This window comes from Mesobacillus stamsii, assembly GCF_030814065.1.
Lineage (GTDB): Bacteria > Bacillota > Bacilli > Bacillales > Cytobacillaceae > Mesobacillus > Mesobacillus stamsii.
In genome coordinates this window covers 257,991-270,825 of record NZ_JAUSUN010000001.1, presented here as the reverse complement: position 1 = coordinate 270,825, position 12,835 = coordinate 257,991, and the positions used below count along the sequence as shown (strand labels likewise).

Genomic DNA, 12,835 nt, shown 5'->3' with positions numbered 1-12,835 from the left:
CAAATAGGGAAGACAAAACAGGATTATAATGAGTTGAGGGACCAATAGGAGGAAGCGCAGATGTCAAACGTCAATCGTGCCCAAATTGAAGAAGCGGTACGTTTAATATTAGAAGCAATCGGTGAAGACCCTGATAGGGAAGGCCTGCTGGATACCCCCAAGCGGGTAGCGAGGATGTATGAGGAAGTTTTCTCGGGTATGAACCAAGATCCAAAAGAATACTTCGAAACCATTTTTGGCGAGGACCATGAGGAACTAGTCCTTGTGAAGGATATCCCCTTTTACTCTATGTGTGAGCATCATCTTGTTCCATTTTTTGGAAAGGCTCATGTCGCCTATATTCCAAAAGGCGGCAAGGTCACCGGACTCAGCAAGCTGGCAAGGGCTGTTGAAGCAGTGGCAAGGCGACCGCAACTGCAGGAGAGGATCACGTCAACCATTGCTAATGCGATTATGGAAAAGCTGGATCCCCATGGTGTCATGGTCGTGGTGGAAGCAGAACATATGTGCATGACGATGAGGGGAGTCAAAAAACCTGGCTCTAAAACAGTTACCTCTGCGGTGAGAGGGAATTTAGCGGAGGATGTTAACGCAAGAGCTGAAATTCTTTCTTTAATCAAGGACTAATAAATTAACCGCAATAAAAGCCGTTTATCACAAAATCTATGGAAGATCCTAAAGGCTGAAAGAAACTCTTTTAGCCTTTTGTTTTATCGTAAATCGTCAAAAGCAAGTCTCGTTCTATTTTTCATGAGGGGGATAAAAAATGGAAAAAAAACAAACAGTTAACCCAGATTATGTTGTAATTAAAGCAATTGAGGATGGAGTGAACGTAATTGGACTTACGAGAGGTACAGACACTCGGTTCCATCATTCAGAAAAGCTGGATCAAGGTGAAGTAATGATTGCACAGTTTACAGAACACACTTCAGCGATTAAAATTAGAGGTCACGCAAAGATTATGACACCTTTTGGAGAAATGGAAAGCGAGAAAAAGTAAGGCGTTTTAAAACCAACTATTTTGTTACAAAATCATAATCGATTTTTCGCAAATTGTGTTTAATTTATATTATCATCCCCAAGTTTTTATCTTTTGTGATATAATTGTCACTGCTTTACAATGTTCATGAAAAGGAATCATACTTTTTATGTTTGCTAATTCTTGGGTTACATCAAATCATGCCCGCTGCTGGCAGTTGAATAAATAAGGGGAACAAGGGTGATTCATTTGCTAGATTTACAAAATAAATTAAACAGCACCAAGGAGCTTCTTTTAGAAAAACTTGCACATCCTTATTTAAAAAAACATGTAGAAGCTCCTTATATCGATGATGATCGACTCTTGTTGCTCATTTCATTGCTTGAGCAGGAAGAAGAAAATCAGCAAAGAGCAGTCAGCTATACTCTGACAGCCATGCTCCTGCAGATCGCCCTTGATACCCATGAGCATGTAAGCAATTCCCTGCCAGGTAAAGAGGATGAAAGATATAAGAACCGTCAATTGACGGTTCTTGCCGGTATTTATTACAGCGGTCTGTATTATAAGTTGCTTGCGGACCTTGAAGATATTGATATGATCAAATTATTGGCATCAGGTGTAAAAGAAGTGAATGAACATAAAATATCCCTGTATCAGAAAGATTCAATCGCAATCGATCAATTGATGGAAAGCGTAAAACTGATCGAATCTTCGCTTTTTGGAAAGATTACTGCTTATTATCAAGCGTCAGAATGGTATGAATTCGCCTCTAATTGGCTTTTTGTCAAAAGGCTGCTTTTTGAAGAAACAGTCTTTCTGAAAACTGGAAATTCCCTCTTGTTTAATGCGCTAAAGAAGATTGCCTTGCCAAAAACAGATCAAAAGAATGCATCGCTTTCTACGGAGCAGCAAAAATACCTTTTGTCCATCTGTACAAAATACATCGAATTTTCCATGACGAAAATAAAAATAGCTTCGAAACAGCTTTCAGGGGTAAACAGCTTGCTGCTGGAACGGTTAGACCTTACTGCCGGGCAGTTTCAACGGATGTCTAAAAATTTCGCGGAAGAAGGGTAAAGCAATGCAGCAATCGAAAGAAGAACGTGTTCATGGTGTGTTTGAAAAAATCTATCAAAATTACGATCAAATGAATTCTGTTATTAGCTTCCAGCAACATATAAAATGGCGAAATGACACAATGAAAAAGATGAGTGTCCCAAAAGGGGCTTCCGCCTTAGATGTTTGCTGTGGTACGGCTGACTGGACAATTGCTCTTGCAGAAGCGGTTGGAAGGGATGGTCAAGTAACAGGTCTTGATTTCAGCAAAAATATGCTGAAAATCGGGGAAGAAAAAATAAAATCTCGGCACCTTAACCAGGCAAACTTGATTCATGGAAACGCGATGGAACTCCCATTTGATGATAATAGCTTCGATTATGTCACAATCGGGTTCGGTTTGAGAAATGTCCCTGATTACAATCAAGTTCTGCGTGAAATGCATCGAGTTCTTAAACCGGGCGGAATAGCGGTATGCCTGGAAACTTCCCAGCCGACCATGCCAGGATTTAAACAAGCATACCGAATATACTTCCGGTTCATCATGCCGTTGTTTGGAAAATTGTTTGCAAAAAGCTATGATGAATATTCCTGGCTACAGGAATCTGCGAAAGACTTTCCCGGAATGAAAGAACTGGCAGAGATGTTCACGGCAGCTGGTTTTGAAAACGTAGAATATAAACCGTACAGCGGCGGTGTAGCTGCTGTTCATATAGGCCGAAAATAATCAGATGTACTCTGGCTGTCCTTTTTGAATTGCTAGGCAAGGAAGGTCAGCCTGTTTTTATCTCTGTTGTTTTAAAAAAAACGGAAAACTATTTGCCTGGACATTAATAAGCCGGAATAAAAGAAGCCTCCTGTCTGTGAAATGGAACATTTGGATGTGAAATTCGCAATATTGGAGATCGAGAATGCAAAAGCTGGGTGGATAATAATGAAGATGACGCTGTTATATACATATTTACATGCTGATTTGGCATTAATAGAAAGAGAATTGGAAGAGTCAATTCAGGCTGATGCCCTTCTGCTCAGACAGGCAAGCTTGCATTTGCTTAAAGCCGGAGGAAAACGAATCAGGCCTGTTTTCGTGCTTCTCGGGGCAAAATTAGGCGATTATGATATCAATGTAATCAAAGATGTTGCGGTCTCTCTCGAACTCATCCATATGGCATCACTCGTACACGATGATGTGATTGACGATGCTGAATTGCGGAGAGGTCAGCCGACGATCAAGGCGAAATGGGATAATAGGATTGCCATGTACACTGGCGATTATATTTTTGCAAGAGCACTTGAGTTAATGACCGAAATTAACAATCCGATGGCTCACCAGATTCTTTCAGATACCATCGTTGAATTGAGCATTGGCGAAATTGAACAAATAAAAGATAAATATGATTTCACTCAAAACCTGCGCAATTATCTGCTCAGGATAAAGAGGAAGACTGCGCTTTTGATTGCTGCTAGCTGTCAGCTTGGCGCTGTTGTGGCCGGAGTACCGGTAGAGGAACATCGTAAATTGTATAAGTTTGGATACTATGTAGGGATGTCCTTTCAAATCACGGATGATGTTCTCGACTTTACAGGGACAGAAAAAGAGCTGGGAAAGCCTTCAGGCGGCGATCTCCTACAGGGAAACATCACGCTTCCCGTTCTGTATGCCATGCAGGATGAATACATCAACAGCAAGGTTAGAAATGTACATCAAGGAATGGATAGAGAAGACTTAGAGGAAGTACTGAAACTGATCAAAAACTCAGGCGCGATTGAAAAATCTTTACAAATTAGCGATCGGTATTTAGATAAAGCATTAGCCGTCCTTGAACAACTTCCGCCAAGCAAGGCGAAAAAGTCATTGCGTGACATCGCCAAATTTATTGGAAAACGCAATTATTAGCAAGTTGCGGATTTTTCTAAAAAATGATACTATTTCTTAGGATTGCTTTTGTAAGCGGTTCACTTACATATAGAAATAGGAGTGGAACACATGGAGAAGACGTATTTGATGGTCAAGCCGGACGGGGTACAACGCAACTTGATCGGTGAGGTTGTTACCCGCTTTGAAAAGAAAGGCTTTCAGCTAGTTGGTGCAAAGCTTATGAACATTCCAAGAGAACTTGCTGAAGAGCATTATGGCGAGCACAAAGAACGGCCATTTTTCGGCGAATTGGTAGATTTCATTACCTCTGGTCCAGTGTTTGCGATGGTATGGCAGGGCGAGAATGTAATCGCAACTGCACGCCAGATGATGGGTGCTACCAATCCAAAGGATGCTGCTCCTGGAACAATTCGCGGAGACTTCGGCGTAACAGTAGGTAAGAACATTATTCACGGTTCAGACTCACCTGAAAGTGCAGCACGTGAAATGGGACTATTTTTTAAACAAGAAGAATTGGCAGAACACAGCAAATTAATCAACGAGTGGATATACTAGACGATCCCAGGACACTTGCTATGAGCAAGTGTCCTTTTGAATACTCCAACTGCGACTGCCTAAAGTGCGAGCTGAAAAATGGTGCACGAATCTCAGAAATTTTCGTTATAATGAAACTGTTCGGTTTTATTAGTAACGAGAAGGAGCAATCAAATGCAGCAGGATTACGAACTCTTTACACGGAAAATCTACCAGAAGACGGGTATTAATCTTTCACTCTATAAAGAAGCCCAGATGAAGCGGAGATTAACCTCTCTCTATCAAAAGAAAGGCTTTGCCTCTTTCCAAGAATTCTATCAAGCACTCGACAAAGACAATCAGCTATTGAATGAATTTCTCGACAGGATGACTATCAATGTTTCCGAGTTTTACAGAAATGCAAAAAGGTGGGATGTTTTGGATCGAACAATCCTTCCTGAATTGTTGAGCAAAAATCCGACTCCAAAAATCTGGAGTGCTGCCTGTTCAACAGGAGAAGAGCCATACACGCTGGGGATGGTGCTTTCCAAGCATCTTCCCTTGCCAAGGATCCAAATACTTGCGACGGATATTGACGAAAACGTCTTGGCGAAAGCAAGGCTTGGAGTTTATTCTGAAAGGGCACTAAATGAAGCGCCAAAGGAAATGGTTGACAAATTTTTCAGGAAGGATGGCACCTATTATACAATTACCGAAGAGATACAGAAGGCGGTTCAGTTTGAAAAGCAAAACCTGCTCGCCGACCGCTATAACGGTCCATTCGATTTAATCGTCTGCCGAAATGTGCTCATTTATTTTACCGAAGAGGCAAAGGATAGTATCTATCAAAAATTCAGCTCGGCGTTAAAGCAGGGTGGTATTTTATTTGTTGGCAGCACAGAACAGATTTTCAATCCCGGTACATACGGCTTTGAGACTGCGGATACCTTTTTTTACAGAAAAAAATAACGCAGGTAACCGAAAGAAGACAGTGTGATCGATTATCGTTTTTTGCGAGAGAAAGAGTTTCATGATAAAATGGCTCCAATCTTTACTAGGATTGATACATAATCATACATGGATCGAAATTTTTAATTTATTTATTGAAAACTGTGTGATATAGTAAAACAAATCCTTTAGCGAGTTGAAGGGGGAAAGTATATGAGATATTTAACAGCAGGTGAATCACATGGACCGCAATTAACGACAATAATTGAAGGAATGCCAGCAGGAATGCCGTTGATTGCAGAAGATATAAACAACGAGCTTGCGCGCAGGCAAAAGGGCTATGGCCGCGGCAGACGGATGCAAATTGAAAAAGACGAGGTCCAAATTACTGCAGGTATCAGGCATGGACAAACGCTAGGATCTCCTATCGCTCTAGTCGTTGAAAACAATGACTGGAAACATTGGACCGGCATCATGGGACAGGAACCGCTGGATGATCCTTCCTCGGAAGCTGTAAAAAGAAAGATTTCCAGACCAAGACCAGGTCATGCAGATTTAAATGGAGCAATCAAGTATGGACATCGCGATATGAGAAATGTACTTGAACGTTCCTCTGCAAGGGAAACGACTGTGAGAGTTGCAGCAGGTGCAGCGGCTAAAAAGCTGCTATCGCTCTTAGGTGTGGAGCTTGTTGCTCATGTGGTGGAAATTGGCGGAGTGAAAGCGCAGAATCTGAGCTATTCCTCATTAGAAGAGCTTAGAGAAGTTACCGAAGAATCTCCAGTTCGTTGCTTCGACACCGCTGCTGGAAAGGAAATGATGGCAGCGATTGATGAGGCAAAGAAAAATGGCGATACCATCGGTGGAGTCGTGGAAGTCATTGCAGAAGGAATGCCTGCTGGGGTCGGCAGTTATGTGCATTACGACCGCAAGCTTGATGGGAAGCTTGCTGCAGCAATTATGAGCATCAATGCTTTTAAAGGGGTTGAAATCGGCATAGGTTTTGAAGCAGCCAGGAAGCCAGGAAGCCAGGTTCATGATGAAATTGCCTGGGAAGAAGGCCGCGGCTATTTCCGAAAAACGAACCGACTTGGCGGATTTGAAGGCGGAATGACAACCGGAATGCCAATCGTCGTCCGAGGAGTCATGAAACCAATTCCAACTCTTTATAAGCCGTTATTGAGTGTTGATATCGACTCGAAAGAACCTTTTTCGGCTAGCATAGAACGCTCAGATGCTTGCGCAGTTCCGGCAGCTGCAGTCGTTTGTGAAAATGTTGTAGCATGGGAGCTCGCTTCTGCTTTGGTTGATCAGTTCTACGCTGACCGGTTTGACACGCTGAAAGCAACCATCGAGGAACAAAGAAGGACTGCGAGGGATTTTTAATGCAACAGCTAAAAATCGTTACGAGTACCAATTCTTATCCCGTCTTTGTAGGGGGAGGTGCGATTCACCTCTTGTACGAGTTCATCCAAAAGGAAGCAGACAATTATACTTCCGTCATGGTAATTACTGACGAAACAGTCGCGAAGCTTCATCTCGATTCTTTTCAGAAGTCGGCTGGGCTTAGTCGGATCATTGTTAAAATCGTACCTTCAGGGGAACAAGCGAAAACATTCCCTGTATACTATGATTGTCTTTCTGCTGCTCTTGAAAATAAACTAGACCGGAAATCGCTGATCATTTCCTTTGGTGGGGGCGCCGTAGGAGATCTGGCGGGTTTTGTCGCTGCAACCTATATGCGAGGAATTCGGTTCATACAAGTTCCAACGACGATTCTTGCCCATGACAGTGCCGTAGGAGGGAAAGTGGCCGTTAATCACCCGCTAGGGAAGAATATGATCGGAGCGTTCCATCAGCCAGAAGCTGTGATTTATGATCTTGATTATTTGAAGACACTCCCGGAGCGTGAAGTGCGTTCAGGTTTTGCAGAGGTGATCAAGCACTCTCTGATTAGCGATGAAACTTTTTATGATCGGCTAAGGGAACAAATCTATTCACTCGATGCCATAACAGAAACCGAGATGCTAGATTTCTTGACAACAGGTATATCGATTAAAGGGTCATTTGTTGCGAAGGATGAAAAGGAAAAAGGGATTCGTGCCTTTTTGAATTTCGGTCATACGCTCGGTCACGCAATCGAAGCAGAGGCCGGATATGGGAAGGTCACGCATGGCGAGGCCGTCGCCTGCGGAATGCTTTTTGCCCTAGGATTAAGCAAGGAGTTGCTTGGGCTCGAATTTCATTTAGAGGGATTTCAGCTATGGCTAAAGAAACTCGGGTACAAAACTTCCATTCCAGAGGGGCTGGACCGAGAGCGGCTGATCGAAAAAATGAAACAGGATAAAAAGTCAGTGGGCGGGACAATTCGCTATGTTCTTTTAGAAAAAATCGGCAAGCCTGTACTTATGGAAATAGATGAAAAAAAATTGACGGCTTATCTAAAGAAATTCGAAGAGGAGGTTGGGCATGATGATTAGGGGAGTAAGAGGAGCCATCACGGCAAGACGCAATGAGGAGCAGGAAGTGATTTATACTACAGAAAGATTGTTAAAAGAAATGATCACTTCCAATCAGATGGATCCCGAACAAGTTGCTTCCATATTTATCTCTGCTACGGATGATATCGATGCAGCCTTCCCGGCAAAGGCATTAAGGAATCTAGACGGCTGGACATATGTACCTGTCATGTGCATGAAGGAATTAGCCGTCTCTGGCTCGCTTCCAATGTGCATCAGGGTGATGATCCATTTTCAAACAGATGAAAAGCAACATGAAATCAAGCATATTTATCTTGAGGGAGCTGCTGGTCTGAGACCAGATTTATGATTTTTTAAATTTAAGAATTGGATAGTTGAGGTGGATAGTTATGAGATGGAAAGACCAGCTTTTAAAGCTTAAACCGTACCAGCCAGGCAAAACAATCGGAGAAGTGAAGAGGCAGTATAATTTAACGGATATCGTAAAACTGGCATCAAATGAGAATCCATTTGGTTCTTCAGAAAACGTGAAAAGGAAAATTGCAGGAAATCCAGGAAGTTATTCGGTTTATCCTGATGGCTATGCCTTTGAACTTCGTAATGCACTTGCAGAGCATTTGGGTGTAAAAGAGGGACAGATCATACTCGGAAATGGCTCAGATGAAATAATCCAAATTATTGCAAGAGCCCTGCTTTCCCCACAAACAAATACAGTGATGGCTGCTCCAACTTTTCCTCAGTATAAGCATAATGGAATCATTGAAGGCAGTGAAACGAAAGAAATCCCAGTAGTAAACGGGGCTCATGATCTCGACGGAATGGCAACTGCCATCGATCATCAAACTTCTGTCGTTTGGCTGTGCTCGCCAAACAATCCGACAGGAGTTCATATAACAGAAGAAGAACTGACTGCATTTATGGCAAGGGTTCCTGACGATGTGCTGGTAGTCCTAGATGAAGCCTATTATGAATATGTGGTTGCTGACGATTTCCCTGATTCCATCCATTTATTGGATCAATATAAAAACCTGATTATTTTACGAACTTTTTCGAAAATCTATGGCTTAGCCGGTTTTCGGGTCGGATATGGAATTGCCAATGAGGATACTATCAGGGTATTGGAACCAGCCAGGGAACCGTTTAATGTTAACGCTTTGGCTCAGACAGCGGCAATTGCTGCCCTCGAAGATCAGAAATTCATCGAAGAGTGCAGAAACGAAAATCGAGCGGGATTACAGCAATTTTACGAGTTTTGTGATCATGCCGGATTAACCTATTTTCCTTCACAAGGGAATTTCATTTTGATCGACTTTAACACGGACGGACAGGAAGTGTTTCAATTCCTGCTTGAAAGAGGGTATATCGTTCGATCAGGCACAGCGCTCGGCTTTCCAACAGGGATAAGAGTTACCGTTGGTTCTAAGGAACAAAATGAAGGGGTCATTAAGGCAATGACAGAATTTTTGAATGTTGATGCTGCAATATCTAAATAAGGAAGTGGGTTTTATGGAAGGCCGCGTATTGATCATTGGGCTAGGATTGATTGGCGGCTCTCTGGCAATGTGTATTAAAGAGAAGCATCCAGATGCAGAATTGGTAGGCTATGACTTGGACCAGAACCAGATGAACCTGGCAAAGATGCTTGGCGTTATTGACAGATCTGCAGAAGGCATGGAAGAAGAAGCTTTGGAGGCAGATTTAATCATCCTAGCGACTCCTGTCATGGTCGCAGGGAAGATCATCGAAACGTTAGCATCTTTGCCGCTGAAACAGGAAGTCATTATTACAGACACTGGAAGCACAAAAGGGTTTATCTCCCAGAAAGCGTCCATCCTTTCTGACAAAGGAATTTCCTTCATAGGGGGCCATCCGATGGCCGGTTCCCACAAAAGTGGGGTAGCTGCGGCGAAGAAACTATTGTTCGAAAATGCTTTCTATCTGCTGACACCTGCCAGCCATGTTAGGGACAGCACAGTCGATCGCTTAAAATCATGGCTTTCGGGGACGAAAGCAAAATTTCTGAAAGTATCACCAGAAGAACACGATTATCTTACCGGCGTTGTCAGCCATTTTCCTCATGTCATTGCTGCTTCATTAGTACATCAAGCTGCTCGTGCGGACAAAGAAAAACCGCTAGTAAACCGGCTTGCAGCAGGTGGCTTCAGGGATATCACCCGAATAGCTTCCAGTAACCCAAGAATGTGGAGAGATATTTTGCTGCAAAACAGCGATGTTCTTGTTTCGCTGTTAAGCGACTGGCAGGCTGAGATGGAGCGTGTCAAGGAGTTATTGACTACGAAGGATGAAGACAAAATTCATGATTATTTTGATGCTGCAAAAAAATATCGTGACGGCCTTCCTGTAAATGATAAGGGAGCGATTCCAAGCTTTTATGACTTGTTTGTGGATGTTCCTGATTATCCAGGGATTATTTCTGAAGTGACCGGGTATCTGGCAACGGAAAGGATCAGCATCACAAATATCAGAATCATGGAAACTCGCGAAGATATATATGGAGTGTTAGTAATCAGCTTTCAGACACCTGAAGATCGGGAAAAAGCAATGCAATGCATCGGAAAATACACAGAATATGAGATGTCTGTAGCCGAGTAAACTGAAGGAGCAGAAATATGTCTACAAAAGCACTGAAAACAAACGTATACTCCCTTAAAGGTGAAATTACCGTACCGGGAGATAAATCCATTTCCCATAGGGCAGTCATGTTTGGCTCTATCGCCGAAGGGACCACCCAAATTAAGAACTTCCTTCCCGGAGAAGATTGTTTGAGTACGATTTCCTGCTTTCAAAAACTCGGTGTGAAGATTATCCGCAAGGACAGCGAGGTGATCGTCTCTGGCAACGGAATCGGTGGCTTAAAGCATCCGGAAGAAACGCTCTATGTTGGAAATTCCGGAACGACCATCCGGCTGATGCTGGGAATTCTTTCTGGACTGCCTTTTGAATCCCGACTAGAGGGAGATGAATCAATTGCCAAAAGACCGATGACGAGAGTAACGGTGCCATTGTCCAAAATGGGAGCAAGGATTGATGGGAGAAATAATGGGGAGTTCACTCCGCTGATTGTGAAAGGCGGAAAGTTAACAGGAATCACCTATCCATTGCCTGTTGCGAGTGCGCAGGTGAAATCGTCAGTCCTCCTTGCCGGTCTGCAGGCCGAAGGGGAAACAGTGGTCGTCGAACCAGTAAGGACAAGAGATCACACGGAACGAATGATCAAGCAGTTTGGCGGCAAAGTTGAACGGACAGGGGACTCGGTAAGGGTGCTTGGTGGCCAATCACTCAAAGCAGCACACATTACTGTTCCTGGCGACATCTCTTCCGCAGCGTTTTTTATGGTGGCAGGTGCGATTGTTCCTGGAAGTGACATTGTGCTTAGGAATGTAGGACTGAATCCAACACGAACGGGAATCATCGATGTTCTGATCACAATGGGAGCAGATATAAGGATTGAACCATATGAGCAAGAAAAGGCGGCCGAGCCTGCTGGGGATATCCGGATTCAATATTCAAGTCTAAAGGCAACAACGATAGAAGGAGCCTTGATTCCCCGGCTGATCGATGAAATACCGATTATTGCCTTACTTGCTACACAGGCGGAAGGCAAGACGGTAATCAAAGATGCAGCAGAATTGAAAGTCAAGGAAACGAACCGGATTGATACGGTTGTAAAGGAGCTTAAGAAGCTTGGGGTGAATATAGAAGCAACGGAGGATGGGATGGTCATTGACGGAAACCAAAACCTAGCGGGAGGAACCGTTTCTGCCCATGGGGACCACCGAATCGGGATGATGCTGTCCATCGCTGCACTTCTTTGCGAACAAGAAGTCGTTTTGGAACGAAGTGATGCCGTCGCCATTTCTTATCCTGGTTTTTTCGATGATCTATATAACTTAGTTCAAGCTTAAAAAGCAGATCGAGGGCCAACCATGAAAATGGTTGGCCCTCGATTCGTTATTTAGCGGTAACAGTAATGCAAAACCGTTATATTCCTGAATTTTTTGCATAGTTTGTCATAAGACCGATAAAGGAGTGGTATTTATGGCATACATTATCGAAAATGTCCACCTCATGAAGGGACAGGCTCTCACTAATACAAGCATGCTGGTGGAAGATGGCCGGATTATGACGACAGGTTCAGGATTCAAAAGGTATCAGCAAATGAAGATGGATGCAGATAAATATATCATGACCCCGACTCATGTCCTGTTTGATTCCACAGTTCCGCTTACAGGTTCCTTTACAGCCAGAAAAGAATATTTCCTGAAGAACTTTCTCATGAAGGGTAGCACCGTACTCTTCACAGCTGTCTCCGTCCAATTTGAACGGCAGCTGGAAGAAAGTCTCAAGCAGGCAAAAAAGGATTTGCTTGATAGTCCAATTGACTATGTCCTGGGAATCTCGATTCCGTTAAGATTGCTTACCCCTTCCTTTATTCGCAAGTGTAAAAAATTGCACATACCGGCTATCTTTCTCGAAATAGATAAGATGGGCAGCCTGGAGATCATGCCTTGGGGGTGGATCAGGGAGGCGCTGTTTCCTTACAACTGTCCAATTATTCCGTTATTTGCAGAAATACAGTACGAAAAAGAGAAGCAGAAACAGCTTAATCGCTGGAGCAGTTGGATGAAAAAAGAGAAAATCCCCGCTATATACGAGGAATTGAAGAATGGCCTTCCGGTTTCTAGATCGGTTTTAAAAAAGACCGGAATCTTTCCAGAAAAATCAAATCTGCACAATGGCGGGGAAGTCAGCTATAATCTCTATAATATGGAGGCAGTAGCAAATTATTGTGAGGAGCAAGCATTATTTTTCCAATCCAAGCATTTAGCAGTGACGGTGGACAAAGGAAAAGTCATTCGAGCAGGAACGGAGGTTTATTATCGGCCAGGAAAGGGAGAGAATGTTATAATTAAAACACCAGGATTTTTTACTGATCAAGATTGAAAAACGGAACGGGTA

General features: G+C 43.1%; 14 protein-coding genes. All 14 read left to right on the top strand.

The genetic code is table 11. The features are described 5' to 3' along the window. Positions 1 to 60 precede the first annotated feature (60 nt). The 14 genes from folE to J2S25_RS01390 all read left to right on the top strand — a co-directional run bounded on the left by folE (position 61) and on the right by J2S25_RS01390 (position 12,820). Positions 61 to 627: a GTP cyclohydrolase I FolE gene (gene folE / locus J2S25_RS01455; RefSeq protein WP_044393501.1), complete on the top strand. Its 567-nt coding sequence runs from the start codon at positions 61 to 63 to the stop codon at positions 625 to 627. Positions 628 to 766: 139 nt separating this feature from the next. Further along, the gene (gene mtrB / locus J2S25_RS01450) at positions 767 to 1,000 is read left to right on the top strand and encodes a trp RNA-binding attenuation protein MtrB (protein ID WP_044393499.1); all 234 of its coding nucleotides are present in this window, start codon (positions 767 to 769) and stop codon (positions 998 to 1,000) included. Positions 1,001 to 1,219: 219 nt separating this feature from the next. Beyond that, complete coding sequence (locus J2S25_RS01445) at positions 1,220 to 2,056, top strand: heptaprenyl diphosphate synthase component 1 (RefSeq protein WP_307191022.1); 837 nt, start codon at positions 1,220 to 1,222, stop codon at positions 2,054 to 2,056. Positions 2,057 to 2,060: 4 nt separating this feature from the next. Continuing rightward, positions 2,061 to 2,762 carry a demethylmenaquinone methyltransferase gene (locus tag J2S25_RS01440; protein WP_044393495.1) on the top strand — a complete coding sequence of 234 codons (702 nt, stop codon included), beginning with the start codon at positions 2,061 to 2,063 and terminating at the stop codon, positions 2,760 to 2,762. Positions 2,763 to 2,969: 207 nt separating this feature from the next. Continuing rightward, a complete protein-coding gene (hepT, locus tag J2S25_RS01435; protein WP_044393511.1) occupies positions 2,970 to 3,932 on the top strand; it encodes a heptaprenyl diphosphate synthase component II in 963 nt (320 codons plus the stop codon). A 90-nt stretch (positions 3,933 to 4,022) separates the two neighbouring features. Next, positions 4,023 to 4,469: a nucleoside-diphosphate kinase gene (ndk, locus tag J2S25_RS01430; protein ID WP_044393493.1), complete on the top strand. Its 447-nt coding sequence runs from the start codon at positions 4,023 to 4,025 to the stop codon at positions 4,467 to 4,469. Positions 4,470 to 4,622: 153 nt separating this feature from the next. After that, entirely contained in the window at positions 4,623 to 5,396 is a 774-nt protein-coding gene (locus tag J2S25_RS01425) for a CheR family methyltransferase (RefSeq protein WP_044393491.1), read from the top strand. 192 nt (positions 5,397 to 5,588) lie between these two features. After that, positions 5,589 to 6,761 carry a chorismate synthase gene (aroC, locus tag J2S25_RS01420; RefSeq protein WP_044393490.1) on the top strand — a complete coding sequence of 391 codons (1,173 nt, stop codon included), beginning with the start codon at positions 5,589 to 5,591 and terminating at the stop codon, positions 6,759 to 6,761. Then, entirely contained in the window at positions 6,761 to 7,855 is a 1,095-nt protein-coding gene (aroB, locus tag J2S25_RS01415; protein ID WP_307191021.1) for a 3-dehydroquinate synthase, read from the top strand. The genes aroC and aroB overlap by 1 nt, the downstream gene beginning before the upstream one ends. Further along, positions 7,848 to 8,204, top strand: a complete 357-nt coding sequence (gene aroH / locus J2S25_RS01410) for a chorismate mutase (RefSeq protein WP_044393510.1) — start codon at positions 7,848 to 7,850, stop codon at positions 8,202 to 8,204. Before aroB ends, aroH begins: the two co-directional genes overlap by 8 nt. A 40-nt stretch (positions 8,205 to 8,244) precedes the next feature. Beyond that, positions 8,245 to 9,348, top strand: a complete 1,104-nt coding sequence (gene hisC / locus J2S25_RS01405) for a histidinol-phosphate transaminase (RefSeq protein ID WP_044393488.1) — start codon at positions 8,245 to 8,247, stop codon at positions 9,346 to 9,348. A gap of 13 nt (positions 9,349 to 9,361) precedes the next feature. Then, complete coding sequence (locus tag J2S25_RS01400; RefSeq protein ID WP_044393487.1) at positions 9,362 to 10,468, top strand: prephenate dehydrogenase; 1,107 nt, start codon at positions 9,362 to 9,364, stop codon at positions 10,466 to 10,468. 17 nt (positions 10,469 to 10,485) lie between these two features. Further along, entirely contained in the window at positions 10,486 to 11,781 is a 1,296-nt protein-coding gene (aroA, locus tag J2S25_RS01395; protein WP_044393485.1) for a 3-phosphoshikimate 1-carboxyvinyltransferase, read from the top strand. A gap of 133 nt (positions 11,782 to 11,914) precedes the next feature. Beyond that, complete coding sequence (locus J2S25_RS01390) at positions 11,915 to 12,820, top strand: hypothetical protein (RefSeq protein ID WP_307191020.1); 906 nt, start codon at positions 11,915 to 11,917, stop codon at positions 12,818 to 12,820. Positions 12,821 to 12,835: the final 15 nt, after the last annotated feature.

Bases quoted from the DNA above. Each gene is read 5' to 3' on its own strand.
- J2S25_RS01390 (WP_307191020.1), top strand. From the start codon at position 11,915: ATGGCATACATTATCGAAAATGTCCACCTCATGAAGGGACAGGCTCTC.
- hepT (WP_044393511.1), top strand. From the start codon at position 2,970: ATGAAGATGACGCTGTTATATACATATTTACATGCTGATTTGGCATTA.
- ndk (WP_044393493.1), top strand. From the start codon at position 4,023: ATGGAGAAGACGTATTTGATGGTCAAGCCGGACGGGGTACAACGCAAC.
- folE (WP_044393501.1), top strand. From the start codon at position 61: ATGTCAAACGTCAATCGTGCCCAAATTGAAGAAGCGGTACGTTTAATA.
- J2S25_RS01440 (WP_044393495.1), top strand. From the start codon at position 2,061: ATGCAGCAATCGAAAGAAGAACGTGTTCATGGTGTGTTTGAAAAAATC.
- J2S25_RS01425 (WP_044393491.1), top strand. From the start codon at position 4,623: ATGCAGCAGGATTACGAACTCTTTACACGGAAAATCTACCAGAAGACG.
- J2S25_RS01400 (WP_044393487.1), top strand. From the start codon at position 9,362: ATGGAAGGCCGCGTATTGATCATTGGGCTAGGATTGATTGGCGGCTCT.
- aroH (WP_044393510.1), top strand. From the start codon at position 7,848: ATGATTAGGGGAGTAAGAGGAGCCATCACGGCAAGACGCAATGAGGAG.
- hisC (WP_044393488.1), top strand. From the start codon at position 8,245: ATGAGATGGAAAGACCAGCTTTTAAAGCTTAAACCGTACCAGCCAGGC.
- aroB (WP_307191021.1), top strand. From the start codon at position 6,761: ATGCAACAGCTAAAAATCGTTACGAGTACCAATTCTTATCCCGTCTTT.
- mtrB (WP_044393499.1), top strand. From the start codon at position 767: ATGGAAAAAAAACAAACAGTTAACCCAGATTATGTTGTAATTAAAGCA.
- aroC (WP_044393490.1), top strand. From the start codon at position 5,589: ATGAGATATTTAACAGCAGGTGAATCACATGGACCGCAATTAACGACA.
- aroA (WP_044393485.1), top strand. From the start codon at position 10,486: ATGTCTACAAAAGCACTGAAAACAAACGTATACTCCCTTAAAGGTGAA.